Raw genomic sequence first — 23,923 nt, forward strand, 5'->3', positions numbered from 1 at the left:
TCTGGTGCGTTATCGATCTGGTCGAAAGCACGAGCAGCACCGCCGTAGGTTTTAGCCAGTACGGTAGTGATTGCAGCAGTCAGGGTAGTTTTACCATGGTCAACGTGGCCGATAGTACCAACGTTGACGTGCGGTTTTGTACGTTCAAATTTTTCTTTAGACACGGCTATATTCCTTACTATAGTGCTCTCCCCTTCGGAGAGAGCACGGGACTTAGGTTTTAATCCTGTGGATTACTTACCACGGGCTTCGATAACGGCCTGAGCAACGTTGTTCGGCGCATCATCATACTTCAGGAATTCCATAGTGTATGATGCACGACCTTTGGTCAGAGAACGCAGCTGAGTTGCATATCCGAACATTTCAGACAGCGGAACTTCAGCGTGGATCTTAACGCCAGTTACTTCGGATTCCTGACCACGCAGCATACCGCGACGACGGCTCAAGTCACCGATAACGTCACCGGTGTTCTCTTCCGGAGTTTCTACTTCAACCTTCATGATTGGCTCAAGCAGAACTGGTTTTGCTTTCTTAAAGCCTTCTTTAAAGGCAATAGACGCAGCCAGTTTAAACGCCAGTTCAGAGGAGTCAACGTCGTGGTAAGAACCGAAGTGCAGACGAACACCCATGTCTACAACCGGGTAACCAGCCAGAGGACCAGCTTTCAGCTGCTCCTGGATGCCTTTATCAACGGCAGGGATGTATTCGCCAGGAATTACACCACCTTTGATGTCGTTGATGAACTCGTAACCTTTAGGGTTAGAGCCCGGCTCCAGTGGGTACATGTCGATCACAACGTGACCGTACTGACCGCGACCACCAGACTGCTTAGCGTGTTTACCTTCAACATCGGTAACTTTCGCGCGAATCGCTTCGCGGTAAGCAACCTGAGGTTTACCCACGTTCGCTTCAACGTTGAATTCACGTTTCATACGGTCAACGATGATGTCCAGGTGCAGTTCACCCATACCAGCGATGATGGTCTGGTTAGATTCTTCATCAGTCCATACGCGGAATGATGGGTCTTCTTTCGCCAGACGGCCCAGAGCAAGACCCATTTTTTCCTGGTCAGCTTTGGTTTTTGGTTCAACCGCGATGGAGATTACCGGCTCTGGGAATTCCATACGCTCCAGAATGATTGGGTGATCCGGGTCACACAGGGTGTCACCAGTAGTCACGTCTTTCAGACCGATAGCAGCAGCGATGTCGCCCGCACGAACTTCTTTGATCTCTTCACGTTTGTTAGCGTGCATCTGTACGATACGGCCAAAACGTTCACGCGCCGCTTTCACGGAGTTCAGGATGGTGTCACCGGAGTTAACCACACCAGAGTAAACGCGGAAGAAGGTCAGGTTACCCACGAATGGGTCGGTAGCAATTTTGAACGCCAGTGCAGAGAACGGCTCGTCATCACTTGCGTGACGCTCAGCCGGAGTGTCTTTACCGTCGTCCAGGATGCCGTTGATCGCAGGAACGTCAACCGGGGATGGCAGGTAGTCAACTACCGCATCCAGCATTGCCTGAACACCTTTGTTCTTGAACGCAGAACCACAGGTTACCAGGATGATTTCGTTGTTCAGAACGCGCTGACGCAGAGCAGATTTGATCTCTTGCTCAGTCAGTTCTTCACCACCCAGGTATTTCTCCATCAGCTCTTCTGAAGCTTCTGCTGCGGATTCGATCAGGTTCTGGTGCCATTCGTCAGCCAGGTCCTGCATCTCTGCCGGGATATCTTCGTATTCGAAGGTAACGCCCGCATCTGCTTCGTTCCAGTTGATCGCTTTCATTTTCACCAGGTCGATAACGCCGGTGAAACCTTCTTCAGCACCAATTGCCAGCTGAAGCGGAACAGGGTTCGCGCCCAGACGGGTTTTGATCTGGCCAACAACTTTCAGGAAGTTAGCACCCATACGGTCCATTTTGTTAACGAACGCGATGCGTGGAACTTTATATTTGTTCGCCTGACGCCATACGGTTTCAGACTGTGGCTGAACACCACCAACTGCGCAATAAACCATTACCGCGCCGTCAAGAACACGCATGGAACGTTCTACTTCGATGGTGAAGTCAACGTGCCCTGGGGTGTCGATGATGTTTACGCGATGCGGTTCGTACTGCTTAGCCATACCTGACCAGAAAGCAGTAGTCGCTGCGGAGGTGATAGTAATACCACGCTCCTGCTCCTGTTCCATCCAGTCCATGGTGGCAGCGCCGTCATGAACTTCACCGATTTTATGGTTTACACCGGTGTAGAACAGAATACGTTCGGTAGTAGTGGTTTTACCGGCGTCGATGTGCGCACTGATACCGATGTTACGGTAGCGTGCGATGGGTGTTGTACGAGCCATTTGATTCCTCGTTTATATCTTTAGGCGTTCAGTTAAGTTACCCAGAGCGGGCGGCTTCTCTGAAGCGCCCGCCTGGTGACTACGACTCCGAAGGGATTACCAACGGTAGTGTGCGAACGCCTTGTTGGCTTCTGCCATACGGTGAACGTCTTCACGTTTCTTAACTGCGGTACCTTTGTTTTCCGCAGCATCAGAAAGTTCGTTCGCCAGACGCAGAGCCATGGATTTATCACCGCGTTTACGAGCAGCTTCAACGATCCAACGCATTGCCAGAGCATTACGACGAACCGGACGAACTTCAACTGGAACCTGATAAGTAGAACCACCAACGCGGCGAGACTTAACTTCTACAGTCGGGCGCACGTTGTCGAGAGCGACTTCGAAAGCTTCCAGTTCATTTTTACCAGAACGCTGAGCCAGGGTCTCCAGCGCGCTGTATACGATTGCTTCTGCGGTAGATTTCTTACCATCTACCATCAGGATATTTACAAATTTTGCCAGCAGTTCTGATCCGAATTTCGGATCTGGAAGAATTTTACGCTGACCAATGACGCGACGACGTGGCATGGGATTACTCCGTTGTTAATTCAGGATTGTCCAAAACTCTACGAGTTTAGTTTGACATTAAGATAAATCAGTTTGGCCTTACTTAACGGAGAACCATTAAGCCTTAGGACGCTTCACGCCGTACTTGGAGCGAGCCTGCTTACGGTCTTTAACACCTGAGCAGTCCAGCGCACCACGAACGGTGTGGTAACGAACACCCGGAAGGTCTTTAACACGACCGCCACGGATCAGGATCACGGAGTGCTCCTGAAGGTTGTGACCTTCACCACCGATGTAGGAAGTCACTTCGAAACCGTTAGTCAAACGCACACGGCATACTTTACGCAGTGCGGAGTTTGGTTTTTTAGGAGTGGTGGTATATACACGAGTACATACACCACGTTTCTGCGGGCAGGCTTCCAGCGCAGGCACGTTGCTTTTTGCAACTTTGCGTGCACGTGGTTTGCGTACCAGCTGGTTAACTGTTGCCATTAAATAGCTCCTGGTTTTAGCTTTTGCTTCGTAAACACGTAATAAAACGACCTCATACAATATGAGGACGCGAAATTTTAGGGCTACGTCGAAAAGGTGTCAAGAAATATACAGCGATCTCAAATCACCAGTTCATTTGACTGGCATGCGTCACAGTAAGATTGACGAAATCAGTATAGCCAACCACGTCAATTTTGGCTGAAATTTGACCAGAAAGACCCCGCGCATCCAGATCGTCCTTCAGCGCAGAGACAGTTATGGGGGCATTACTGAGGATTTCAACAAAACGGCTGCCTTCAAGCGCCGCCAGCACGCCATCCTGAATCAGCAGCAGATCGTCGCCTTCGCGCAGCATGCTCAGTAACGTGTCGATATCGCATTGCCACGGTGAACGGCTCAGGGTATGGAGCATGACGGCCTCAGAAAGTCAGAACGGTATCGTAGTGAGAGAGATGTTCGCGCAGCGCCGCAGAGGCGAGGATCGTCACGTCCAGCACGAACGATGTTTTCTCGTTTAACCCACGAGCGGCCAGCGAGTCGGCACACACATAGAAGGTTTCAATGTCATAGAGCGGCAGGACCTTAAAGGTCGCAATGTAATCGCGCGCAAGAATAGCCTGTGGCTGTTGGCCTGCCAGAAGCTGGAATACGCCATCGCCTAAAAAGAACACGCCGATATTTTCGGTTAATGCCGATGTCGCGAGCAATGCATCCAGCCCTTCCCGACCTGAAGCGCTGCCGTGCGGCGCAGAAGTAAAAACAAACGCTACGCGCTTCATCAAAATTGCACCACTCTGTCGCAGGTCAATGCAGCCTGTGCCAATGCACCTAATCCGCTGAGCGAAAAGCCCCGTTGCAGGTTGGCCCCCGCCAGACCGAGGCGTTCGGCTTCGGTCGCATCCGCCACACCGCGACGCAGTGCCGCGGCGACGCAGATATGCAGCTCAACGCCATGCTTTTCGTTTAATTTTTGCCAGGCGCGCACAAGGTCAAACTCATCGCTTGCCGGAGAGGTAAACTGGTTCGCGTTATACACCCCTTCACGATAGAAGAAGACGCTTGCCAGTTCATGGCCGGCATCAAGCAGCGCATGGGCAAACTGTAGCGCGCTGCTGGCCTGCTGGGTGCCGTACGCCGGGCCCGTCACCATTAACGCAAAGCGCATTACTTGTCTTGCCCCAGGAAATCGCCGCTTTTGAACTGGCGAATATAAAGGTAAACGGTGTGTTTAGAGATATTCAGGCGATCGGCCACCTGGTTGATGGCATCTTTGATATCAAAAATCCCTTTCTCATAGAGGTTCAGGACGATCTGACGATTCTTGGCGTTGTTGGATACGTTGCGATCGGCATTCACCTCTTCAATGGTGAACTCCAGCGTCTGGGTCACGAGATCCTCAACGGAGGAAGCAAAGTTCACCGACGAGCCCACGTCCGGCGTTTCTGGCGGAATGAAGGTGCTCATGATTTGAGAGAAGGGCACATCAAGGTTCATGTTGATGCACAGCAACCCGATAACCCGGTGGTCGCGGTTTCGAATCGCGATAGTTTCTGATTTCATCAGCACGCCGCTTTTGGCGCGGGTGAAATAGCATTTTGAGACGCTGCTGTCCGCGCCGGTCATGTCATGCAACATACGCAATGCAAGGTCGGTGATTGGCGAACCAATTTTACGGCCAGTGTGCTCACCGTTCGCAATGCGGATAGCGGAACACTTAAGATCTTGCAGGGAATGCAATACGATTTCGCAGTGGGAACCAATGAGCATCGCTAACCCGTCCACTACCGCTTCGTAGGATTTCAGAATATCGAAGTCGGTCTGGTCAAATGGACGTTGATCCAGCAAATCAAGTTCACTGGTTTCGTTGGTTAAAAGCGACCTGGACATGAAAAAAACACTCCTTTTCAGGAGCCTGTCGTTAGGTTTTCAGGGCAGGCTCATTATCTACACGGACAACTAAATTAATACAGCGTGTATAACGCTTTCCAGTGTTAATTATATCTGCCCCACATAAAAAAAACCGCCGCCTGGCAGGCGGCGGTTTTTCTCAGCATTACTTCTTGGCTGCTGCGGCTTTGTCATCAGCCGGTGCGTCGGCTTTCGCATCCGCTTTTGGAGCCGGTTTGATGTCCAGCAGTTCTACGTCAAATACCAGCGTAGAGTTAGCCGGAATGCCCGGAACGCCAGTTTTGCCGTAAGCCAGGTCTGGTGGAATGACCAGCTTGATCTTACCGCCTTTCTTGATGTTCTTCAGGCCTTCGGTCCAGCCCGGGATCACACCGTCCAGACGGAAGGAGAGAGGCTCACCGCGGGTGTAAGAGTTATCGAACTCTTTACCGTCGATCAGCGTACCTTTGTAGTTCACCACAACGGTGTCGCTGTCTTTAGGCGCGTCGCCGGTCCCTTCTTTCTCAACTTTATAGATCAGGCCAGTAGAAGACGTTTTAACGCCTTTCTCTTTAGCAAACTTGTCGCGGTAGGCTTTGCCTTTCGCTTCGTTATCTTTAGCGTCTGCTTCCATCTTGGTTTGAGCGGCACCTTTCACACGCGCTTCAAACGCTTGCAGAGTCTGCTCGATTTCCTGATCAGAGAGCTTGCTCTTGTCGGCGAATGCATCCTGAACACCGGCGATCAGCTGGTTTTTGTCCAGTTTGATGCCCAGCTTCTCTTGTTCTTTCAGAGAGTTTTCCATGTAACGACCCAGAGACGCGCCAAGTGCGTAGGCGGATTTCTGGTCGTCATTTTTGAATGCCGCTTTGCTGTCTGTAGTCGCAGCAGGCTTCGCAGCAGTATCAGCAGCGAAAGACAGCGGCGCGTTGAACGCAACGGCCATCGTGGTCGCCAGCAGCGTAACTTTAAACAGTGATTTCATCCATATCTCCAGGACCTGAGGTCTCTCACCCCAGTGTTAAACGTAAATGAGTGACGTACTATAAAACGTTGTGGAAGAAATCTACAGACAGACTCCCCCTATTGTCGCCTCTTTTCAGACTATTTTTGTTTAAATAAGTTTCTTGTCAGGGAGATGGATACTGTACTTACGGAAAATGTCAGCTAAACTTCGCCGCCGCGGGTCCATTATGGCGTATGAGATATAAACGAGGTGAATGATGAAGGATACAATGATCGAAGCGAGACTGGCTGAGCTGGAAAGCCGCCTGGCTTTTCAGGACATCACCATCGAAGAACTGAACCAGACCGTAACGGCCCATGAGCTTGAAATGGCAAAACTGCGCGATCATATGCGCCTGCTGACGGAAAAGCTGAAGGCCACACAGCCGTCGAATATTGCCTCTCAGTCGGAAGAGACGCCACCACCTCATTATTGAGGCGTAAAAAAAGCGGGATTATCCCGCTTTTTTATTTTCCGCAGTACGGAATCAGTGGCAACCGCAGCCGCCGTTACCGCAACCACCTTTACCGTGGTCGTGACCATGGTCGTGGCCGTGACCACCGCAGCAGCCGTCGTGGCCGTGATCGTGGTCATGGTCGTGACCGTGCGCACCGTGAACGTGGCCATGAGCCAGCTCTTCTTCGGTTGCTTCACGGATAGCAACAACTTCTACGTTGAACTTCAGGTTCTGGCCAGCCAGCATGTGGTTGCCGTCAACCACGACGTGGTCGTCTTCAACTTCAGTGATTTCAACAGGAACCGGACCCTGGTCAGTTTCAGCCAGGAAGCGCATGCCAACCTGCAACTCGTCAACGCCCATGAACACGTCTTTAGGAACGCGCTGAACCAGGTTGTCGTCATACTGACCGTAAGCGTCGTTCGCGCCTACCGCAACGTCGAATTTGTCGCCAACTTCATGGCCTTCCAGCGCAGTTTCCAGGCCGGAAATCAGGGAACCGTGACCATGCAGGTAGTCCAGCGGCGCACTCACCGGAGACTCATCAACCAACACACCGTCTTCTGTACGTACCTGATAGGCCAGGCTGACCACCAGGTCTTTTGCTACTTTCATGATATCTCCTGAGCGTGGGAAAATTACTGGCGCAGATTGTAGCGGAAATCTGCACCCGTGTACCCTTAAGCTTAAAAAAACTCAGAGCATATCGCTAGTCTGGATGAAAAATGCCGATCACTTGCTCTTCTTTGCGAATGTGATCGCGAGCTTCTTTGTCGGCCTCACGCATCTGGTGGCCGCACTTAACACATTCAACGATATCGATATTATTTTCGCGCCACATGGCCAGCGTATCTTGCGCCTGGCAGGACGGGCACTTTGCGCCCGCGATAAAGCGTTTACGTACAGCCATCTTTCGTTACCCTTTATTCAAATTCATCCCAGCCGTCGAGCTGGCGTCGTTCCTGCTGCATTTCGCGCTGGAAGATCTCCTCCAGTTCGCGGCGCGCTTCCCGCACGCGGGAGATCTGCGCCGTGTCGCTGTGCACGGGCATCAGCTCGCGCAGCATTCGCATATCCAGCCGGCGGAAGTGCATCTGGGCCCGCTGGGCCTGATGAGGATGCATCCCAAGCGAGATCAGCGCCTTACGCCCCAGCTCCAGCGCACTGGAAAACGTTTCACGGGAGAAGTGTTTCACGCCCGCCTGCAAAAGTTCGTGAGCTTCAACACGTCCGCGGGCACGCGCCAGAATATGCAGATGCGGGAAATGCTGCTGGCACAGCTCCACCAGCTTCATGGTGTCTTCCGGATCGTTGCAGGTGATAATGATGGACTCCGCGGCCTCCGCTCCCGCCGATCGCAACAGCTCAAGCTGCGTCGCATCGCCGTAGTAGACCTTATAACCGTATTTGCGCATCAGGTTGACCGCGCTGATATCGCGCTCCAGCACCGTGATGCGCATTTTGTTCGCCATCAACAGGCGTCCAATCACCTGCCCGAAGCGGCCAAAGCCCACGACGATCACCTGCGGCTTATCGTCCTCCACCCACGGCGTTTCATCTTCATCGGTTGCCGGGTTCAGGCGGCGCGACAGCAGTTTATCCACCAGCTTCATCAGCAGCGGCGTAGTCATCATCGACAGCGTTACCGTCACCAGCAGCAGCGCCATCTGGTCATCTTTGAACAGCTTCTGAGACGACGCCGTGGAAAACAGCACAAACGCAAACTCTCCACCCTGGCTTAACACGCTGGAAAACTGCATTCTTTCCGAGCTACGCCGCCCGTAAATTCTCGCCAGAACATACAGCACCAGCGTTTTCACCGCGACCAGCACCGCCACGCTCATCACGACCCACAGCAGATGGGTATAGAGCACGCCGAGGTTGAGCGCCATGCCCACCGAAATAAAGAATAGCCCTAACAGCAGCCCCTTAAACGGATCGATGGCGGTCTCCAGTTCGTGGCGGTACTCACTTTCCGCAAGCAGCACCCCGGCGATAAACGTCCCGAGCGCCATCGACAGCCCGAGGGCATCCATGAACAGCGCCGAGCCGAGAACCAGCAGCAGCGTTGCGGCGGTAAATACCTCGCGCACGCCGGAAGCGGCAATGAACCGGAATACCGGGCGCAGTAAAAACCGTCCGCCAATCAGCATGCCCGCGAAGGCCAGCACCTTCATGGCGATTTTCATCCAGTCGAAATGATCGTCTCCGGAGCCTGCCAGCAGCGGCACCAGCGCCAGCGCCGGGATCACCGCTAAATCCTGGAACAGCAGTACCGAAAAGCCCAGCTGCCCCGCCTCGTTGCGGTTCATCCCCTTGTCGCGCATCAGCTGTAGCGCCATCGCCGTCGACGACATCGCAAGACCGATCCCGCCAATCACCGCCGCCTGCCAGGAAAACTGCGTCAGCATCAGCAGGCCCGCCAGAATGGCGGCGCTGAGCAACACCTGCGCCGCCCCGACGCCAAAAATAGATTGCCGCAGCTGCCATAGTTTGGAGGGGTTCAGCTCAAGGCCGATGATGAACATCAAAAACACCACGCCCAGCTCGGAAAAGTGCAGAATTTCATCCACATCGCTGATGAACCCCAGCCCCCAAGGGCCAATGGCGATCCCCGCCAGCAAATAGCCCAGCACCGCGCCGATGCCGAGACGCGCGGCAAGCGGCACGGCGACCACGGCGGCAAACAAAAACAGCACCCCGGCAAGGAGTAAATTCGAACCGTCCATTAGCGTCCTCCCGCCGGTATCGGTGATGCCAGCCATTCTCCGTAGGCTCTGGCATGGCTCGCCAGCGCCTTTGGTTCCTGCCGCCGCGCCCAGTAAACAATAATCGGGCTCATCCAGTGCATGCGGCACATCGCCGCCGTCAGCTCGAACGGCCGCAGGATGTCGCTCATGGGATAACGGTTCAGCCCGTCGTGACGGTAGGCACTTTCCGGCTCACCGGTGGTAATGACGCTCCGCCAGTACTTTCCCGCCAGCTGGTTGCCCCCTACCCCGCTGGAAAAGCCCCGGCTCAGCACGCGGTCCAGCCACTCTTTGAGCAGCGCCGGACAGCTATAGGTATAGAGCGGATGCTGGAACACAATCACGTCATGCTGACGCAGCAGTTCCTGCTCGTAAGGAATATCGATAAAAAAATCAGGATAGTGCGCGTAGAGATCGTGCACCGTGACGTTACTGAGCTGTGTGGCCGGCTTAAGCAGCACCCGGTTCGCCACCGAGTCCTGAGATTCCGGATGGGCATACAGCAGCAGCACTTTCGCTGTCTGAGACATCACTCCCCTCCCGGTTCTGTTTTTGTGTATTGTTGTCGTTTTGGGCTACCATGGCGGCCCGGTGGGGAAAATGGCCCACACCTTACATTATCATAATGACAAATTAACATAGTCGGAACATACGGCGCTTCTATGATTGTTTTCTCCTCGTTACAAATTCGTCGCGGCGTGCGCGTCCTGCTGGATAACGCGACTGCTACCATCAACCCGGGCCAGAAGGTGGGGCTGGTCGGCAAAAACGGCTGCGGTAAATCCACCCTGCTGGCGCTGCTGAAAAACGAGATAAGCGCGGACGGCGGGAACTTTACCTTCCCGGGCAACTGGCAGCTTGCCTGGGTGAACCAGGAGACGCCTGCGCTGAGCGAACCCGCACTCGACTATGTTATCGACGGCGACCGCGAATACCGCAGGCTCGAAGCGGAGCTCAATGCCGCCAACGAGCGCAACGACGGCCACGCCATCGCCACCGTTCACGGCAAGCTTGACGCCATCGACGCCTGGACCATTCGCTCCCGCGCCTCCAGCCTGCTGCACGGTCTGGGCTTCAGCAGCGAACAGCTTGAACGCCCGGTCAGCGACTTCTCGGGCGGCTGGCGTATGCGCCTCAACCTGGCGCAGGCGCTGATCTGCCGCTCCGACCTCCTGCTGCTCGATGAACCGACCAACCACCTCGATCTCGATGCGGTTATTTGGCTGGAGAAGTGGCTCAAGAGCTATCAGGGCACTCTGATTCTGATCTCCCACGACCGCGACTTCCTCGATCCGGTGGTGGATAAAATCATTCATATCGAACAGCAAAGCATGTTCGAGTACACCGGCAACTACAGCTCCTTCGAACGCCAGCGCGCGACGCGCCTTGCCCAGCAGCAGGCGATGTATGAAAGCCAGCAGCAGCGCGTAGCGCACCTGCAAAGCTTTGTGGATCGTTTCAAGGCCAAGGCGTCAAAAGCCAAGCAGGCGCAGAGCCGCATCAAGATGCTGGAACGCATGGAGATGATCGCCCCCGCGCACGTGGATAACCCGTTCCATTTCAGTTTCCGCGAGCCGGAGAGCCTGCCGAACCCGCTGCTGAAAATGGAAAAAGTGAGCGCAGGCTATGGCGATCGCATTATTCTCGACTCTATTAAGCTTAACCTGGTGCCGGGTTCACGCATTGGTTTGCTGGGGCGTAACGGCGCCGGTAAATCCACGCTGATCAAGCTGCTGGCGGGCGAGCTTAACCCGGTCAGCGGCGAAATCGGCCTGTCGAAGGGCATTAAGCTTGGCTACTTTGCCCAGCATCAGCTGGAATTTTTACGCGCGGATGAATCGCCAATTCAGCACCTGGCTCGCCTGGCCCCGCAGGAAATGGAGCAAAAGCTGCGCGACTACCTCGGCGGCTTCGGCTTCCAGGGCGATAAGGTCACTGAAAACACCGCGCGTTTCTCGGGCGGTGAAAAAGCCCGCCTGGTGCTGGCGCTGATCGTCTGGCAGCGTCCAAACCTGCTGCTGCTCGATGAACCGACCAACCACCTTGATCTCGACATGCGTCAGGCGCTGACCGAAGCGCTGATTGAGTTCGAAGGGGCGCTGGTTGTCGTGTCGCACGATCGCCACCTGATCCGCTCCACCACCGACGATCTCTACCTGGTGCACGGCGGCAAAGTGGAGCCGTTCGACGGCGATCTGGAAGATTATCAGCAGTGGCTGACGGACGTGCAGAAGCAGGAAAACCAGCCGGAAGAGTCAGCGAAAGACAACGCCAACAGCGCGCAGGCGCGCAAAGACCAGAAGCGCCGTGAAGCGGAGCTGCGTACCCAGACTCAGCCGCTGCGTAAAGAGATTGCCCGTCTCGAAAAAGAGATGGAAAAGCTCAACGCCACGCTTGCCGCCGTTGAAGAGAAGCTGGGTGACAGCGATCTGTACGATCAGCGCCGTAAAGCGGAGCTAACGGACTGCCTGCAAACGCAGGCGAAGGCCAAATCCAGCCTCGAAGAGTGCGAAATGGCATGGCTGGACGCGCAGGAACAGCTGGAAGCGATGCTGCAAGCCGACTAACACGCCGGGAGGGTTATGGGTTTCGATACCACGAGCGAGATTACGTTCCGTAAGCTCAGCATCTTCATGACGTTCATGGAGAAGGGCAATATCGCGCGTACCGCCGAAACGCTCGGCCTGAGCGGCGTCAGCGTACACCGGGCGCTGCATACCCTGGAAGAGAATGTCCGCTGCCCGCTCTTTACCCACAAAGGGCGCAACCTGATTGCCCTCCCCTCGGCGTGGACGCTACTGGAGTATTGCCAGGAGGTGATGCAGGTGATGGAGCGCGGGCTGGAAGCGTCGCGCAAGGTCGCCGGCATTGGTCAGGGGCGGTTACGCGTCGGCACGCTCTACTCGCTGACGCTGGAAACCGTGCCGCGCCTGATCATGGGCATGAAGCTGCGCCGCCCGGATCTGGAGATGGATCTCACGATGGGATCTAACGAAACCTTGCTGCACATGCTGGATGAAGGGTCGCTGGACGCGATTTTAATCTCTATCTCCGAAAGCGATATCGACCGTAACAGTCTCGAAGTGCTGCCGCTGTTCCACGACGATATTTTCCTTGCCGCGCCGGCCTCTGCCACGCTCAATACCAGCGGCCCCGCCGATCTGCGCGACTATAAAGATCGGAAGTTCGTCGCCCTCGCGGAAGGGTTCGCCACGTATGCAGGGTTTCAGGAAGCGTTTCATATCGCCGGCTTCGAGCCGGATATTGTGACGCGCGTGAACGATATCTTCTCGATGCTGAGCCTGGTGCAGGCAGGGGTCGGGTTTACGCTGATGCCGGGCAGGATGAAAAAGGTCTACGAGAATTCCGTGCAGCTCCTGAAGCTGGCAGAGCCGTACCAGATGCAGCAGCTGATTGCGATCGTCTTTGCCCGCAACCGCGAACAGGATCCGAGCCTGCGGGCGCTGGCCGCTGAAGGGCGGATGTATGCCCGCAGTTTGCAGGATGGTGCCTGATATTAATGCCCGGTGGCGCTACGCTTACCGGGCCTACTCCCGGATCACCGGGCATCAAACTCACCGCTGAAGCCGCCCTGCCAGATGCACCGCCACCTCCACCCCGCTGCGCTCCAGCGAAATGGATTCTCCTTCCCACGCAGCCTGACGCGTCAGGCAGGTCAGTACGCCCCCTGGCGGCATCTCAATCGCCAGCCGGGCTTCGCGTTCATTGGCGGAAATAACTGCCTCCTGCCAGCGCACGGTGCGCGCCATGTTCATCGCCAGGTCGTCGGCAATTTTCTCTGGCTGCCAAAGCACGCGCCCGGTACTGCCGCTCAGGTACGCGCAGCGGGGGCGTGAAAGCGTGACCGATTCAAATGCCGCTACCAGCTTCTGTGCGGGTTCCGCCAGCAGCTCGCAGTGCGACGGCACGCTTACCGCCAGCCGTTTGGCCTTGCTCGCACCCTTCGCCATCGCGCGTTCGGCCACCCGCGCCATGCCGTCATCGGTTCCGGCTATAACGATCTGCGTTTCGGCATTCAGATTAGCGATATAGGTTCCTGTCCCCTGGATAAGGTTTTCCACCTGCGGCAGGGTCAAGCCCATTATCGCCGTCAGGCCGTAGCCGTGCGGATACGCCTGCTCCATCAGATCGCCACGCAGCGCCACCAGCTTCAGCGCGTCCGTAAAGTCCAGCGCGCCTGCGATAACCGCCGCCGGATAGGCCCCAATCGACAGCCCGCTGACGATATCCGGCGACACGCCGTGCCGCTCAAGCTCGCGCGCCCAGGCCACGCCTGAAATCAGCAGACACAGCTGAACCGCGCGGGTGTGGTTTAACGAGGCTGCACTGTCCAGCGTATTCACTTCGGCGCCAAGCACCTCACGCGCCTGCTCCAGCTCCGTTCCCGGCAGGTTTTGCAGCATACCTTCATGCTGTGTGCCCTGCCCCGGAAAGGTAAACAGTATTTTCATTACTCCTCCCTGTGCCATGGATCCGCCACCAGGCGCGGTCCACGGCGGGTTTTCAGCAGCGTTTTGCCATCACGTAACCATTCCGCCAGCGCGAATCCGCCCTCGGGCGTATCCACCTGCGTATCCGCCCGGCACAGCGCGCGGCCAAGCTGAGCCTGCCAGCTGGTAAACGCGTCAGGTGACACGGCGTGCGGAGCGCGGATGAGCAGATCGAGATCGCTGTCGGCGTGGATCACCGGAATACCGGTCGCCAGCGCGTAACCCGTACTGCCGGTTATCCCCCACGTCCACGGCCACGACTGCTGAGCAAGCTGAAGCGCCACCTGAACCGGCGGCTGAGTGATAAACGGCGAACGCAGCAGATCGGCGGTGACGCACAAATCTTCAGGCGAAACCACGCGCAGCACGTTCCCGGGCTTCACCCATCCGGCCGCACGCTGGTCGCGACGTAAACCGCGCACGCCAACGGGAATACGGCCTTCACTATCAACATCACGCCGTACCACTACCGGCAGCCCGGTATGCCAGGCCGCGTCCACCCAGGAGTCGGTGACACCTTCCAGCGCGTCACGCGCGGTAAGCCAGATAAGGTCGTGGGGGCGTAATGTTGTGGTCATGATTACATTCCTGAAGTCAGCGAGATAAACAGCGGCAGCGACAGGATACACAGTACGGAGCTCAACAGCAGCACGGCTTCTGCATCCGGCGACTGCACGCCAAAGCGGTTACCGAACACGACGCCGAAGAAGCCCGCGGACAGCGCAATCATCAGGATGGCGGTGATCGCCACAGAGCCGTGCAGACCGAAGATCAAGACGATACCCCAGGCAATCGCTGGCTGGATCAGCAGCTTAGCGATGGTGGAGGTGATCACCATGGTGTTGATCTGAAGCTTACGCGCGGAGAGGATCACCCCGGTCAGGAACAGCGCCGCAGCGGTCGCGGACAGTCCCAGCGGTTTAATCGCCGCCAGTACCAGCTCCGGCATGGTGATGCCGATAGCGGACAGGATCACACCCAGCAGCGGGCCCATCACGATCGGTTTTTTAATGGAACGCCACATCAGCACCGGCAGCATGGAAAGCGTTGAACCGGAGTTATTGCCTTCGGCGCGGGCTTTCTCACGCTCCAGAATCAGCAGGCAGAACGGGGTCATCAGCACCGAACCACAGGCGATGGAGACCGCCACGGAGAGAGAAGTAGAAGAACTTTCACCCAGCACGCTGCCCAGAATCGGCAGGCCGAGCGCCGCATAGTTTGGCAAGGCGACGGTCAGCGTCAGCACGGCCGCATCCTGCGGGGATTTTTTAAAGACTTTGGTGGCAAGGAAGTAGATGGCCGCATAGGTGATCCACATCGCCAGAGTGAGAACCAGGATCAGCGGCGACTGCGCCACAATGCCGGTCCACGGGGTTTGCACGGTGGCGCTGAACAGCGCGGCAGGGAGTGCAAAATCCATAACGAAGATATTCAGCAGGGAAACATTTTTGTTATCGACCATCTTTGCCTTACCGGCCCAGAATCCCAGCAGCATGATGACGAAAATCGGTGCAAGAGCATGAACAATTACGTAAGTCATAAATCACCTGTAGTAAAAAAGTTTAAGCACTGGCGCGATGTTTATTATTTTCAGGATACAGCTCCCCGCGTGGACGCAGCGGGTGCGCCCACGGGGTGATGCATCTGGCAGGTCTCTTGTTACTTACCAGCTGGCTCGCATGCGTTCACGTACGAGCGCCGAGCTGCGGCGGTTGTCAGCACCCAGACGGTTTTTCAACGTGGTGTCCTGACGAGCGTCACTGATGGCCTGTTGCAGGGTGGTTTTCACCAGCGTCAGATCGTTATCAGAAGGGGCATCCGGATTGCTGATGTCCAGCAGATCAGAAAGCAGCCCCAGCGTGGCGTAGTTGCTGATGTCGTACGCCATTGGCGGAATGGTTGCCGCCAGTTTTTCCAGCGCCTCTACAGTACGCAACGTAATGCGCGCCGCAGACTCTTTGCCCATCGCGTGGATCAGCACGCCTTTATCGTTGAAGGCAATCAGGCGATTAGCCTGGTAGCCGTGCGCCAGAAACGCGCCGGACATGGCCTTACCGACGATAAGACCAATCACCGGATGCCCCGCTAAACGCGCGTTGGCGTAGGCGGCAGCGGCTCCGGCCAGCGCCTGGTGGATACCAAACGCCTCTTCGCGACGACCATAGGCCTGGCTTGGGACGTCGATCACCGCCACAATCGGGCGCTTCACGGCTTTATCAGCGTCAGCAGCTACGGTTTCGCTGACCACTTTTGCCAGCGTCCAGCCTTCCAGCAGGCCCACTTCCCCTTGCGCCGCGCGCGGGAAGTGGTTGTTGGCGTCCGGCACCACGGCGACAAAGCGCACCGTTTCACCGTTCAGCTCGCCATCTGCCGCCTGCACGGACGGGCATAACCCTTCCAGACGTTTGGCGTTAGGGGCGAGGGTTTCCAGCCAGAGTTCGCCACGGCTTATTGAAGTACTCATCATTTCACCTCCCGGGCAAAAAGCGCTTTAATCTGTTCGGCATCGGCCTGTTTGCGGGTGTCGAAATTCGTCAGACGGCTCAGGTAATCGTCGTAGTTATCGGTGCGATGTTTCGCCGGTACGCCTTTGGCGATGGCCTCGTTCATCGCGGCTTTCACCGCGTTCACGCCGTCGCCGACGAGCGCGTCCACCAGCCCGCTTTCATAGCGCACTTCGCCGCCGGTCATGCTCCAGATAAACGGACGGTCGCGGGAGTCGTACTCTTCAATGCCCGCTTCCTGCTCAATAACCTGCGGGCCGTTGAGGCCAAGACGCGCTTCGCGGGTCACAATCAGGTAACTGCACAGCGCCGCGGCGATAGACATCCCGCCGAAGCAGCCTACGGTCCCGGCGACAATCCCGACGACCGGGGTATAGCGACGCAGGTCAACGATCGCAGCGTGGATATCGGCAATCGCCGCCAGGCCAAGGTTGGCTTCCTGCAAACGTACGCCGCCGGTTTCGAGGCACAGTACCGCCTGAGTCGGAATGCCGTTGCGGTTATCTTCCGCCGCCAGCTCCAGCGCCGCCGCCATTTTGGCGCCGGACACTTCGCCCATGCTGCCGCCCTGGAAGGTGCCTTCAATCGCCACGACTACCGCAGGCTGGCCGTTGATGGTCCCTTTCGCGACCACCATGCCGTCATCGGACTGAGGAACAATCCCCTGTGGCCCAAGCCATGGAGAGATAATGCCTTCAAACGGGTCCAGCAGTTCGCGGTAGCTGCCGTCGTCAAGCAATGCCTGCGCACGCTGGCGCGCTTTTAGTTCGATAAAGCTGCTGTCATCACGCATGATTCACCCCTTCAAAGACCTGTTCGATACGAATGCGTGCCACGCCCGGCGTCGCGCCGAAGTCGTGGATGGTCAGTTTGCCTGCGGGCAGGCTGCTGACGGTTTGCAGGCGGTTGAACAACGCCTCCCAGCGTCCGCGGCTGTTGTCGACGGAGGTGGTGATATCAATGGTTAAGGTCTGGCCCGGTTCGGCGGTGAAAAGCGCCTCCATATCCCCGGAACCGACTACCCCTGCCAGCGCCCTGCCGCTTACTTCGCGGCTGGCGGGCACGGTCAATGTAATTTTTTCCATAACATCCTCTTAATGCGTTGAATAGGGCGTTTCGATGCGGTCAAGAAACAGCGTGGCGGCAAGCAGGTCTGCGGCACCGCCCGGCGAGGCGTTGAGCGTCAGCATCTGACGGTCTAACCGCGCCAGCGCCTGCTGTCCGGCAAGCGTTGCGCATCCTCCAACGTTCAGCACCGCACGGGCACCGTTCTGCATGGCATCCAGCCCCTCCATGCCGGCGCGCGACAGCACGCAGGTATCGGTGAGCGAGGTCATGATTGCCATCAGCGCGTCAAGCCTGGCGTGCGTTTCGCTGCTGCCGTTGAAACGGCTGAGGCGAAGCTGCGGCAGCGCGCGCTGCATAACGTGCGGAAACGCCTGCTGAGCCTCTTCACGCGCGCCCGGCACTCGGTAGCGGTGCGTGGCGCGTAACCCTTTGCTGAACACTTTTGGTGCCGCGTCGTCCGGCAGTTTCGCCAGCTGCGCGGCGGTGTTCGCGACGGCCTGCGCGCTGGCATCACCGCCCAGCATCGCCACCGCGCTCACCAGCAGTCCTAAGGCCCAGATCGCGCCACGGTGCGTATTCACGCCGTCGGTAGCGGCCATCATCTGCCGTTCACCTTCGCGACCCAGGCGGCCAACGGTTTGCCTGAGGGCAATATCCGCCGGACGCTGCCAGCTCTGCTGCGCCAGCGCCTGAAACGTGGGGGTCAGGCTGTGGGCGGAACGCTCCATCAGCGCAAGCGATAAATCGTGGTGCGCGCCGTTCCCCCGGCTGTCCACCAGACCGGGTTTCGGGCTTAAGCGTGCTTCGTCAATCAGACACTGCGTGGCGGTTCGCGCCAGCCATTCGGCACCGCCTTCAACCTGGATCTGGGGCACAAGTTTCATTACCAGCTCCGGAATTTCGCAGGTGGGTTATACAGACCGCCGGACCACTCAACGAGGTCGGACACGCTGCCTGCGGCCAGCAGAGAGCGGGTGGCGTCGGTGCGGCGAATACCCATATCTTCCGGATAAACCACCTTCCCGCTCTGGCGCAGTTCCGCCACGCGTTTGGCATCCACGCCCAGACCGATATCGGTAATACCCGCCACGGCGGCGACCATCGCGCGACGCTCTTCCAGATCTTTCGCCCGGTAGAGGTACGCAATCCCCTCTTCCGTCAGCACGTGGGTGACGTCATCACCGTAAATCATGACCGGCGCCAGCGGCATACCGGAGGCTTTCGCCACGTCTACGGCGTCGAGTTTTTCCACGAAGGTTGGCTTCACGCCCGCCTGGAAAGTTTCCACCATCTGCACGACCAGCTTTTTACCGCGCTGCATTGGGTCCGGCTCGGTGATCATGTTCAGCCAGGCCGGCGTGGCGTGGCGACGACCGTGCGGATCGTGGCCCATATTTGGCGCGCCACCGAAGCCGGAGAGACGACCGCGGGTCACGGTTGAGGAGTTGGCGTAACCATCAACCTGTAGCGTAGAGCCGATAAACATATCCACCGCGTACTGACCTGCCAGCTGGCAGAAGGCGCGGTTAGAGCGCATAGAGCCGTCTGCACCGGTAAAGAACACGTCCGGACGGGCGCGGATGTACTCTTCCATCCCCAGCTCGCCGCCGAAGCAGTGGACGCTCTCGACCCAGCCGCTTTCGATGGCGGGGATCAGCGTTGGATGCGGGTTCAGAGTCCAGTGTTTACAGATTTTGCCTTTGAGCCCGAGCTGTTCGCCGTAGGTTGGCAGCAGCAGCTCAATCGCCGCGGTGTTAAAGCCGATCCCGTGGTTCAGGGACTGCACCTGGTGCTCCGCATAGATGCCTTTAATCGCCATCATCGCCATCAGGATATGTTCCTGTTTGATGAGGCGCGGGTCGCGGGTGAAGAGCGGTTCAATAAAGAACGGCTTGTCCGCCACCACCACGTAATCGATCCACGAGCCCGGGATATCAACGCGCGGCAGGTCGCACTCGTCGTCCACCAGTTCGTTCACCTGTGCGATGACGATACCGTCGTGGAACGCGGCGGCTTCTACCAGCGCCGGGGTATCTTCGGTACTCGCCCCGGTATAGAGGTTGCCTTTGCGGTCCGCTTTAAAACCGGCAATCAGCGCCACGTTTGGCGACAGGTCAACGTAGAGACGTGAATAGAGTTCGATGTAGGTGTGGATCGCCCCGATTTCGAGCTGACCATCTTCCAGCAGCTGCGAAATGCGCAGGCTTTGCGTACCGGAGAAAGAGAAGTCCAGCTTGCGGGCGATGCCTTTCTCAAAGATGTCCAGATGTTCGCTGCGGCCCACGCTCGGCATGATCATATGCAGGTCATGTACGATTTGCGGGTTTACTTCCGCCAGTGAACGGGAAAGGAAATCCGCCTGCTTCTGGTTATTACCTTCCAGAACGACTTTGTCGCCTGGTGCGATCAGTTTTTCCAGCATGGCGACAAGATCGCCCGTTGGCAGTACCTTGCCCTGTACCGGTACGGATGCCAGACGACGCGCTTTCTCAGTGCGTCGGGTGTTCCATTGCCGGGTGGGAGTTTGCCCAGATAACATTATTAACCTCCTGATTCAGCACATCATTCTGATTTGCCTGACGTTGAGTAAAGTGTGCGCTCTGGTGAGAAAGGCATCAATTAAGCGTAGGACGGAATCATTAGCTTGAGAGTAATAAACAAGGTAAGGAAATGTGATCGGGATCAGTTCATATTTCGGAAAAACGGGCTAAACGGGGTACAATCCGGAAGGTATAGTTAATTACTGACAAGAATCAGCATCGCCCTTATGACCCAAATCATTCCCTCAGACTTCGACATTGCAGCCGAAGAGAGCGCAGAGTTTGTGCCCATGCGCGGGGTGGCTAACCCCCACCTGCAAACCATGCTGCCGCGCCTGATCCGGCGCAAGGTACGGTTCGCCCCTCACTGGCAACGCCTGGATTTGCCGGATGGCGACTTTTTGGATCTTGCCTGGAGCGAAGATCCGGAGCGGGCCAAACATAAACCTCGTCTGGTGGTGTTTCACGGTCTGGAAGGTAGCCTGCACAGCCCTTACGCCCACGGCCTCATCGAGGCGGCGAAAGCCCGCGGCTGGCTTGGGGTCGTGATGCACTTTCGCGGATGCAGCGGCGAGCCAAATCGCCAGAAACGCATCTATCACTCCGGTGAAACCGAGGACGGCACCTGGTTTCTGCGCTGGCTGAGAGACCGTTTTGGCGCGGCGCCAACGGCAGCGGTGGGATATTCGCTGGGTGGCAATATGCTGGCCTGCCTGCTGGCGAAAGAGAGCGACGCCGTACCGCTGGACGCGGCGGTTATTGTCTCCGCGCCATTTATGCTTGAGCAGTGCAGCTATCATATGGAAAAGGGGTTTTCGCGAGTCTACCAGCGTTACCTGCTCAACCTGCTGAAAGCCAACGCCGCGCGCAAGCTAAAGGCCTACCCGGATACGCTGCCTGTGACGTTGCAACAGCTCAAACGCGTGAAGCGCCTGCGCGAGTTTGATGATTTGATCACCTCGAAAATTCACGGCTTTGCCGATGCAATCGACTATTACCGTCAGTGCAGCGCCATGCCTTTACTGAATCAAATCACGAAACCCACGCTGATTATCCACGCCAAAGACGATCCGTTTATGGATCATCACTCGATCCCCGCGCCCGATTATCTGCCGGCCAACGTGCAGTATCAGCTTACCGAGTTTGGCGGACACGTCGGCTTTGTTGGCGGCACGCTGCGTCGGCCTAAAATGTGGCTTGAGACGCGTATTCCCGACTGGTTAACGGCTTATCTGGACGGTAAAAAATGATTATTCCCTGGCAGGATCTCTCTCCCGAAACGCTCGATAATCTGATTGAAAGCTTTGTCTTGCGCGAAGGCACCGATTATGGTGAACATGAACGTTCGCTTGAACAAAAGGTCAACGATGTTAAGCGCCAGCTTAAAAGCGGCGACGTGGTGCTGGTATGGTCCGAACTGCATGAGACGGTCAATATCATGCCCCGCAACGCGTTTCATGGCTGATCTTAAAACTTTTCCAGTCAGGGAGTTGCTATGTCTGCCAGACATCCGGTTATTGCCGTTACGGGTTCGAGCGGGGCGGGAACCACCACCACCAGCCTCGCCTTCCGCAAGATCTTCGCACAGCTGAATTTACGGGCGGCAGAGGTAGAGGGCGACAGCTTTCACCGCTACACGCGCCCGGAGATGGATATGGCCATCCGCAAGGCGCGCGATCTGGGTAAACACATCAGCTACTTTGGTCCGGAGGCGAATGACTTCGGTCTGCTGGAGCAAACCTTCCGCGAATACGGGCAAAGCGGCACCGGACAGTCCCGCAAGTATCTGCACACCTACGATGAAGCCGTTCCCTGGAACCAGGTACCCGGCACGTTCACGCCCTGGCAGCCGCTGCCGGAACCGACTGACGTGCTGTTTTACGAAGGGTTGCACGGCGGCGTGGTGACGCCTCAGCACGACGTGGCGCGCCACGTGGATTTGCTGGTAGGCGTGGTGCCGATTGTAAACCTTGAGTGGATCCAGAAGCTGACGCGCGACATCAGCGAGCGCGGCCACTCGCGTGAAGCGGTGATGGACTCGGTGGTGCGCTCCATGGAAGACTACATTAACTTCCTGACGCCACAGTTCTCCCGCACCCACATTAACTTCCAGCGTGTGCCCACCGTGGATACCTCCAACCCGTTCGCCGCGAAAAGCATTCCCTCGCTGGACGAAAGCTTTGTGGTGATCCACTTCCGCAACCTGGAAGGCATCGATTACCCCTGGCTGCTGGCGATGCTGCAAGGCTCGTTTATTTCGCACATGAATACGTTAGTGGTGCCCGGCGGAAAAATGGGGCTGGCGATGGAGCTGATCATGACGCCGCTGGTGCAGCGGCTGATGGAAGGGAAGCAGATCGCGTGATTTTTTTGCCCGGTGGCGCTGCGCTTACCGGGCCTACGGTCATGCTTTTGTAGGGCGGGTCAGCGAAGCGCCACCCGCCAAAAAATTAAGCCTCGATCACTTCATACGAATGGGTGATGTTTACCGCTTTCTCCAGCATCAACGCCACGGAGCAGTACTTCTCTGCTGAGAGATCCACCGCACGTGACACCGCCGCGTCTTTCAGCGCTTTCCCGGTGACAACAAAATGCAGATTGATGTGCGTGAACAGGCGTGGCGCCTCTTCGCGACGTTCTGACGTCAGCTTCACTTCACAATCGGTCACGTCATGACGGCCTTTTTGCAGGATCGACACCACGTCGATCGCGCTGCATCCCCCTGCCGCCATCAGCACCATTTCCATCGGGCTTGGGGCTTTATCGCCGGAGTTACCGTCCATCAAAACCTGGTGCCCGGAGGCCGACTCGCCCAGGAACGTTAACCCTTCAACCCATTTCACACGCGCTTGCATATTCACTCACTCCAACGTTGCATTTTTTATGACAGATTACGTGTACGTTACATTTCTCGCAACGGAAGGCGACCTGCGTCATGCTGAAGCGAGACACCAGGAGACACGCAGCGAAAGCTATGCTAAAACACTCTGGATGCTACAGTAATACATTGACGTTACACATGTATGCAGAGGACATCAAACTTTACTGGCTGCGAAACGTTACGACAGCCGACTTCCCAGGGTATGGGTAAGAATTCGATTGCAACCCCAGAGTCCGGATGCATCTTATGACTCTGGTGACAGCTTATAACAGAGGATAACAGCGCATGGTGCTTGGCAAACCGCAAACAGACCCGACTCTCGAATGGTTCTTGTCTCATTGCCACATTCATAAGTACCCTTCAAAGAGCACGCTGATTCACCAGGGTGAAAAAGCGGAAACGTTGTATTACATCGTTAAAGGCTCGGTGGCCGTGCTGATCAAAGATGAAGAAGGGAAAGAGATGATCCTTTCTTATCTGAACCAGGGCGATTTTATCGGTGAACTGGGCCTGTTTGAAGAAGGCCAGGAACGTAGCGCCTGGGTTCGTGCTAAAACAGCATGTGAAGTGGCTGAAATTTCTTACAAGAAATTCCGTCAGCTGATTCAGGTGAACCCTGACATCCTGATGCGTCTTTCTTCCCAGATGGCACGCCGTCTGCAAGTGACCTCTGAGAAGGTAGGTAACCTTGCTTTCCTGGACGTAACCGGTCGTATCGCACAGACGCTGCTGAACCTGGCGAAACAGCCGGACGCCATGACCCACCCTGACGGTATGCAAATTAAAATTACCCGCCAGGAAATCGGTCAGATCGTCGGCTGCTCCCGTGAAACAGTGGGCCGTATCCTGAAGATGCTGGAAGACCAGAACCTGATCTCCGCCCACGGTAAAACCATCGTGGTTTACGGGACCCGTTAATTCCGGTCAGACGGC

The 23,923-nt window shown here is 56.6% G+C and carries 29 protein-coding genes; 7 read left to right on the plus strand and 22 right to left on the minus strand.

Annotation, left to right across the window (positions count from 1 at the left end; genetic code table 11):
• From A3466_RS21985 to fkpA, 9 genes are all read right to left on the minus strand, one after another.
• Window positions 1-164: GTP-binding protein (locus tag A3466_RS21985; protein WP_001445782.1), on the minus strand; the 164-nt coding region annotated here is incomplete at its 3' end.
• A 69-nt stretch (window positions 165-233) separates the two neighbouring features.
• A complete protein-coding gene (fusA, locus tag A3466_RS03750) occupies window positions 234-2,348 on the minus strand; it encodes an elongation factor G (RefSeq protein ID WP_063449470.1) in 2,115 nt (704 codons plus the stop codon).
• A 96-nt stretch (window positions 2,349-2,444) separates the two neighbouring features.
• Complete coding sequence (rpsG, locus tag A3466_RS03755) at window positions 2,445-2,915, minus strand: 30S ribosomal protein S7 (RefSeq protein WP_003861706.1); 471 nt, start codon at window positions 2,913-2,915, stop codon at window positions 2,445-2,447.
• Window positions 2,916-3,011: 96 nt separating this feature from the next.
• A complete protein-coding gene (gene rpsL, locus A3466_RS03760; RefSeq protein ID WP_000246815.1) occupies window positions 3,012-3,386 on the minus strand; it encodes a 30S ribosomal protein S12 in 375 nt (124 codons plus the stop codon).
• Between the two features lie 124 nt (window positions 3,387-3,510).
• Window positions 3,511-3,798, minus strand: coding sequence for a sulfurtransferase complex subunit TusB (tusB, locus tag A3466_RS03765; RefSeq protein WP_063449471.1), 288 nt, complete (start codon window positions 3,796-3,798; stop codon window positions 3,511-3,513).
• Window positions 3,799-3,805: 7 nt separating this feature from the next.
• The gene (gene tusC, locus A3466_RS03770; RefSeq protein WP_063449472.1) at window positions 3,806-4,165 is read right to left on the minus strand and encodes a sulfurtransferase complex subunit TusC; all 360 of its coding nucleotides are present in this window, start codon (window positions 4,163-4,165) and stop codon (window positions 3,806-3,808) included.
• Window positions 4,165-4,551 carry a sulfurtransferase complex subunit TusD gene (gene tusD / locus A3466_RS03775; RefSeq protein ID WP_063449473.1) on the minus strand — a complete coding sequence of 129 codons (387 nt, stop codon included), beginning with the start codon at window positions 4,549-4,551 and terminating at the stop codon, window positions 4,165-4,167. The genes tusC and tusD overlap by 1 nt, the downstream gene beginning before the upstream one ends.
• Window positions 4,551-5,273, minus strand: coding sequence for a helix-turn-helix transcriptional regulator (locus A3466_RS03780; RefSeq protein ID WP_023333674.1), 723 nt, complete (start codon window positions 5,271-5,273; stop codon window positions 4,551-4,553). Before A3466_RS03780 ends, tusD begins: the two co-directional genes overlap by 1 nt.
• Before the next feature lie 166 nt (window positions 5,274-5,439).
• Window positions 5,440-6,258, minus strand: a complete 819-nt coding sequence (gene fkpA, locus A3466_RS03785) for an FKBP-type peptidyl-prolyl cis-trans isomerase (protein WP_063449474.1) — start codon at window positions 6,256-6,258, stop codon at window positions 5,440-5,442.
• A 238-nt stretch (window positions 6,259-6,496) separates the two neighbouring features.
• On the opposite strand from fkpA, the gene A3466_RS03790 reads away from it, so the two are divergent.
• Window positions 6,497-6,715, plus strand: a complete 219-nt coding sequence (locus A3466_RS03790) for a protein SlyX (protein ID WP_063449475.1) — start codon at window positions 6,497-6,499, stop codon at window positions 6,713-6,715.
• Between the two features lie 51 nt (window positions 6,716-6,766).
• On the opposite strand, the gene slyD is transcribed toward A3466_RS03790, so the two are convergent.
• The 4 genes from slyD to kefG form a co-directional block, all read right to left on the minus strand.
• On the minus strand, window positions 6,767-7,351 hold the full coding sequence (slyD, locus tag A3466_RS03795; RefSeq protein WP_023331458.1) for a peptidylprolyl isomerase: 585 nt from the start codon (window positions 7,349-7,351) through the stop codon (window positions 6,767-6,769).
• Window positions 7,352-7,445: 94 nt separating this feature from the next.
• Window positions 7,446-7,646 carry a YheV family putative zinc ribbon protein gene (locus A3466_RS03800; RefSeq protein WP_063449476.1) on the minus strand — a complete coding sequence of 67 codons (201 nt, stop codon included), beginning with the start codon at window positions 7,644-7,646 and terminating at the stop codon, window positions 7,446-7,448.
• A gap of 13 nt (window positions 7,647-7,659) precedes the next feature.
• Window positions 7,660-9,465: a glutathione-regulated potassium-efflux system protein KefB gene (gene kefB / locus A3466_RS03805; RefSeq protein ID WP_063449477.1), complete on the minus strand. Its 1,806-nt coding sequence runs from the start codon at window positions 9,463-9,465 to the stop codon at window positions 7,660-7,662.
• Window positions 9,465-10,016 carry a glutathione-regulated potassium-efflux system ancillary protein KefG gene (gene kefG, locus A3466_RS03810; RefSeq protein WP_074160922.1) on the minus strand — a complete coding sequence of 184 codons (552 nt, stop codon included), beginning with the start codon at window positions 10,014-10,016 and terminating at the stop codon, window positions 9,465-9,467. The genes kefB and kefG overlap by 1 nt, the downstream gene beginning before the upstream one ends.
• 132 nt (window positions 10,017-10,148) lie before the next feature.
• On the opposite strand from kefG, the gene A3466_RS03815 reads away from it, so the two are divergent.
• Together A3466_RS03815 and A3466_RS03820 are read left to right on the plus strand one after the other, a co-directional pair.
• The gene (locus A3466_RS03815) at window positions 10,149-12,053 is read left to right on the plus strand and encodes an ABC transporter ATP-binding protein (protein ID WP_063449479.1); all 1,905 of its coding nucleotides are present in this window, start codon (window positions 10,149-10,151) and stop codon (window positions 12,051-12,053) included.
• A gap of 15 nt (window positions 12,054-12,068) precedes the next feature.
• Window positions 12,069-13,001: a LysR substrate-binding domain-containing protein gene (locus A3466_RS03820; protein WP_063449480.1), complete on the plus strand. Its 933-nt coding sequence runs from the start codon at window positions 12,069-12,071 to the stop codon at window positions 12,999-13,001.
• A 60-nt stretch (window positions 13,002-13,061) separates the two neighbouring features.
• On the opposite strand, the gene mdcH is transcribed toward A3466_RS03820, so the two are convergent.
• The 8 genes from mdcH to mdcA form a co-directional block, all read right to left on the minus strand.
• Window positions 13,062-13,958 carry a malonate decarboxylase subunit epsilon gene (gene mdcH / locus A3466_RS03825; protein WP_063449481.1) on the minus strand — a complete coding sequence of 299 codons (897 nt, stop codon included), beginning with the start codon at window positions 13,956-13,958 and terminating at the stop codon, window positions 13,062-13,064.
• Window positions 13,958-14,575 carry a malonate decarboxylase holo-ACP synthase gene (locus tag A3466_RS03830; protein ID WP_063449482.1) on the minus strand — a complete coding sequence of 206 codons (618 nt, stop codon included), beginning with the start codon at window positions 14,573-14,575 and terminating at the stop codon, window positions 13,958-13,960. The genes mdcH and A3466_RS03830 overlap by 1 nt, the downstream gene beginning before the upstream one ends.
• A gap of 2 nt (window positions 14,576-14,577) precedes the next feature.
• On the minus strand, window positions 14,578-15,537 hold the full coding sequence (locus A3466_RS03835) for an AEC family transporter (RefSeq protein ID WP_063449483.1): 960 nt from the start codon (window positions 15,535-15,537) through the stop codon (window positions 14,578-14,580).
• 123 nt (window positions 15,538-15,660) lie between these two features.
• Entirely contained in the window at window positions 15,661-16,461 is an 801-nt protein-coding gene (gene mdcE, locus A3466_RS03840) for a biotin-independent malonate decarboxylase subunit gamma (RefSeq protein WP_063449484.1), read from the minus strand.
• The gene (locus A3466_RS03845) at window positions 16,461-17,294 is read right to left on the minus strand and encodes a biotin-independent malonate decarboxylase subunit beta (RefSeq protein WP_063449485.1); all 834 of its coding nucleotides are present in this window, start codon (window positions 17,292-17,294) and stop codon (window positions 16,461-16,463) included. The genes mdcE and A3466_RS03845 overlap by 1 nt, the downstream gene beginning before the upstream one ends.
• Entirely contained in the window at window positions 17,287-17,586 is a 300-nt protein-coding gene (gene mdcC / locus A3466_RS03850) for a malonate decarboxylase acyl carrier protein (RefSeq protein ID WP_015571419.1), read from the minus strand. Before mdcC ends, A3466_RS03845 begins: the two co-directional genes overlap by 8 nt.
• Window positions 17,587-17,595: 9 nt before the next feature.
• The gene (locus tag A3466_RS03855) at window positions 17,596-18,453 is read right to left on the minus strand and encodes a triphosphoribosyl-dephospho-CoA synthase (protein WP_063449486.1); all 858 of its coding nucleotides are present in this window, start codon (window positions 18,451-18,453) and stop codon (window positions 17,596-17,598) included.
• Window positions 18,453-20,108 carry a malonate decarboxylase subunit alpha gene (mdcA, locus tag A3466_RS03860; protein ID WP_063449487.1) on the minus strand — a complete coding sequence of 552 codons (1,656 nt, stop codon included), beginning with the start codon at window positions 20,106-20,108 and terminating at the stop codon, window positions 18,453-18,455. The genes A3466_RS03855 and mdcA overlap by 1 nt, the downstream gene beginning before the upstream one ends.
• Before the next feature lie 228 nt (window positions 20,109-20,336).
• On the opposite strand from mdcA, the gene A3466_RS03870 reads away from it, so the two are divergent.
• From A3466_RS03870 to A3466_RS03880, 3 genes are read left to right on the plus strand one after another with little or no spacing between them, the layout of a single operon-like run.
• Window positions 20,337-21,359, plus strand: a complete 1,023-nt coding sequence (locus A3466_RS03870; RefSeq protein ID WP_063449488.1) for a hydrolase — start codon at window positions 20,337-20,339, stop codon at window positions 21,357-21,359.
• A complete protein-coding gene (locus tag A3466_RS03875; protein WP_003861664.1) occupies window positions 21,356-21,574 on the plus strand; it encodes a YheU family protein in 219 nt (72 codons plus the stop codon). Before A3466_RS03870 ends, A3466_RS03875 begins: the two co-directional genes overlap by 4 nt.
• A gap of 30 nt (window positions 21,575-21,604) precedes the next feature.
• The gene (locus A3466_RS03880; RefSeq protein WP_063449489.1) at window positions 21,605-22,474 is read left to right on the plus strand and encodes a phosphoribulokinase; all 870 of its coding nucleotides are present in this window, start codon (window positions 21,605-21,607) and stop codon (window positions 22,472-22,474) included.
• A gap of 85 nt (window positions 22,475-22,559) precedes the next feature.
• Here A3466_RS03880 and A3466_RS03885 read toward each other — a convergent pair whose 3' ends face one another.
• Window positions 22,560-22,964 (minus strand): OsmC family protein, encoded by a 405-nt coding sequence (locus A3466_RS03885; RefSeq protein ID WP_063449490.1) that lies wholly within the window; start codon window positions 22,962-22,964, stop codon window positions 22,560-22,562.
• A 311-nt stretch (window positions 22,965-23,275) separates the two neighbouring features.
• Here A3466_RS03885 and crp point away from each other — a divergent pair, with 311 nt between their 5' ends.
• Window positions 23,276-23,908 carry a cAMP-activated global transcriptional regulator CRP gene (gene crp / locus A3466_RS03890; RefSeq protein WP_000242758.1) on the plus strand — a complete coding sequence of 211 codons (633 nt, stop codon included), beginning with the start codon at window positions 23,276-23,278 and terminating at the stop codon, window positions 23,906-23,908.
• Window positions 23,909-23,923 lie beyond the last annotated feature (15 nt).

Origin of the sequence: Enterobacter genomosp. S, from assembly GCF_001631805.1 — a bacterium.
In the GTDB taxonomy this organism is placed as follows: Bacteria; Pseudomonadota; Gammaproteobacteria; order Enterobacterales; family Enterobacteriaceae; genus Enterobacter; species Enterobacter quasihormaechei.

What these genes read in the sequence shown, in the direction of transcription:
- fusA (WP_063449470.1), bottom strand. Translation starts at nt 2,348, where the DNA reads ATGGCTCGTACAACACCCATCGCACGCTACCGTAACATCGGTATCAGT.
- rpsG (WP_003861706.1), bottom strand. Translation starts at nt 2,915, where the DNA reads ATGCCACGTCGTCGCGTCATTGGTCAGCGTAAAATTCTTCCAGATCCG.
- rpsL (WP_000246815.1), bottom strand. Translation starts at nt 3,386, where the DNA reads ATGGCAACAGTTAACCAGCTGGTACGCAAACCACGTGCACGCAAAGTT.
- tusB (WP_063449471.1), bottom strand. Translation starts at nt 3,798, where the DNA reads ATGCTCCATACCCTGAGCCGTTCACCGTGGCAATGCGATATCGACACG.
- tusC (WP_063449472.1), bottom strand. Translation starts at nt 4,165, where the DNA reads ATGAAGCGCGTAGCGTTTGTTTTTACTTCTGCGCCGCACGGCAGCGCT.
- tusD (WP_063449473.1), bottom strand. Translation starts at nt 4,551, where the DNA reads ATGCGCTTTGCGTTAATGGTGACGGGCCCGGCGTACGGCACCCAGCAG.
- A3466_RS03780 (WP_023333674.1), bottom strand. Translation starts at nt 5,273, where the DNA reads ATGTCCAGGTCGCTTTTAACCAACGAAACCAGTGAACTTGATTTGCTG.
- fkpA (WP_063449474.1), bottom strand. Translation starts at nt 6,258, where the DNA reads ATGAAATCACTGTTTAAAGTTACGCTGCTGGCGACCACGATGGCCGTT.
- A3466_RS03790 (WP_063449475.1), top strand. Translation starts at nt 6,497, where the DNA reads ATGAAGGATACAATGATCGAAGCGAGACTGGCTGAGCTGGAAAGCCGC.
- slyD (WP_023331458.1), bottom strand. Translation starts at nt 7,351, where the DNA reads ATGAAAGTAGCAAAAGACCTGGTGGTCAGCCTGGCCTATCAGGTACGT.
- A3466_RS03800 (WP_063449476.1), bottom strand. Translation starts at nt 7,646, where the DNA reads ATGGCTGTACGTAAACGCTTTATCGCGGGCGCAAAGTGCCCGTCCTGC.
- kefB (WP_063449477.1), bottom strand. Translation starts at nt 9,465, where the DNA reads ATGGACGGTTCGAATTTACTCCTTGCCGGGGTGCTGTTTTTGTTTGCC.
- kefG (WP_074160922.1), bottom strand. Translation starts at nt 10,016, where the DNA reads ATGTCTCAGACAGCGAAAGTGCTGCTGCTGTATGCCCATCCGGAATCT.
- A3466_RS03815 (WP_063449479.1), top strand. Translation starts at nt 10,149, where the DNA reads ATGATTGTTTTCTCCTCGTTACAAATTCGTCGCGGCGTGCGCGTCCTG.
- A3466_RS03820 (WP_063449480.1), top strand. Translation starts at nt 12,069, where the DNA reads ATGGGTTTCGATACCACGAGCGAGATTACGTTCCGTAAGCTCAGCATC.
- mdcH (WP_063449481.1), bottom strand. Translation starts at nt 13,958, where the DNA reads ATGAAAATACTGTTTACCTTTCCGGGGCAGGGCACACAGCATGAAGGT.
- A3466_RS03830 (WP_063449482.1), bottom strand. Translation starts at nt 14,575, where the DNA reads ATGACCACAACATTACGCCCCCACGACCTTATCTGGCTTACCGCGCGT.
- A3466_RS03835 (WP_063449483.1), bottom strand. Translation starts at nt 15,537, where the DNA reads ATGACTTACGTAATTGTTCATGCTCTTGCACCGATTTTCGTCATCATG.
- mdcE (WP_063449484.1), bottom strand. Translation starts at nt 16,461, where the DNA reads ATGAGTACTTCAATAAGCCGTGGCGAACTCTGGCTGGAAACCCTCGCC.
- A3466_RS03845 (WP_063449485.1), bottom strand. Translation starts at nt 17,294, where the DNA reads ATGCGTGATGACAGCAGCTTTATCGAACTAAAAGCGCGCCAGCGTGCG.
- mdcC (WP_015571419.1), bottom strand. Translation starts at nt 17,586, where the DNA reads ATGGAAAAAATTACATTGACCGTGCCCGCCAGCCGCGAAGTAAGCGGC.
- A3466_RS03855 (WP_063449486.1), bottom strand. Translation starts at nt 18,453, where the DNA reads ATGAAACTTGTGCCCCAGATCCAGGTTGAAGGCGGTGCCGAATGGCTG.
- mdcA (WP_063449487.1), bottom strand. Translation starts at nt 20,108, where the DNA reads ATGTTATCTGGGCAAACTCCCACCCGGCAATGGAACACCCGACGCACT.
- A3466_RS03870 (WP_063449488.1), top strand. Translation starts at nt 20,337, where the DNA reads ATGACCCAAATCATTCCCTCAGACTTCGACATTGCAGCCGAAGAGAGC.
- A3466_RS03875 (WP_003861664.1), top strand. Translation starts at nt 21,356, where the DNA reads ATGATTATTCCCTGGCAGGATCTCTCTCCCGAAACGCTCGATAATCTG.
- A3466_RS03880 (WP_063449489.1), top strand. Translation starts at nt 21,605, where the DNA reads ATGTCTGCCAGACATCCGGTTATTGCCGTTACGGGTTCGAGCGGGGCG.
- A3466_RS03885 (WP_063449490.1), bottom strand. Translation starts at nt 22,964, where the DNA reads ATGCAAGCGCGTGTGAAATGGGTTGAAGGGTTAACGTTCCTGGGCGAG.
- crp (WP_000242758.1), top strand. Translation starts at nt 23,276, where the DNA reads ATGGTGCTTGGCAAACCGCAAACAGACCCGACTCTCGAATGGTTCTTG.